Origin of the sequence: Exiguobacterium sp. s56, from assembly GCF_018618255.1 — a bacterium.
Classification (GTDB): Bacteria; Bacillota; Bacilli; order Exiguobacteriales; family Exiguobacteriaceae; genus Exiguobacterium; species Exiguobacterium chiriqhucha.
Window position 1 is genome coordinate 1 of record NZ_JACSLR010000054.1, and the last position, 370, is coordinate 370.

Sequence of the window (370 nt, forward strand, 5' to 3'; positions counted from 1 at the left end):
CATAGTGATGTCCTTTTCGTGTGGCGAACTCGTCGATGAGGACGTCTGTCGTATGCTTCTCTGTCTCTACTGAGGCGTACCGATAAAACAATCGTTCCACCGTCGTGTAAGGTAATCCGTATTCACGCGCTACATCTGAGATTGTCCTACCGTGGCAACGTTCTGCGATGCCTTTCCGGAACACCTCGGTGGAGGTGCGGACGAGCCCGAGACCGTAGTCATACACGAACGTCAAATCACAAGAGAAGCATCTTTGACGTGGGATATCCAGCTCAATCCAAAGTATACCGACGTTCCATGCGTGACCGTGTCGGAAGCGACGTCGCCTTTTCGAATGCAGGACTGTCTTTCTCTGGCAAAGCGGGCAAGG

General features: G+C 52.4%; 1 protein-coding gene. It reads right to left on the reverse strand.

Annotated elements, in window-relative coordinates; all coding sequences use genetic code 11:
- Window positions 1-226: helix-turn-helix domain-containing protein (locus KNP71_RS15815; RefSeq protein ID WP_353049168.1), on the reverse strand; the 226-nt coding region annotated here is incomplete at its 3' end.
- Between the last annotated feature and the right edge of the window lie 144 nt (window positions 227-370).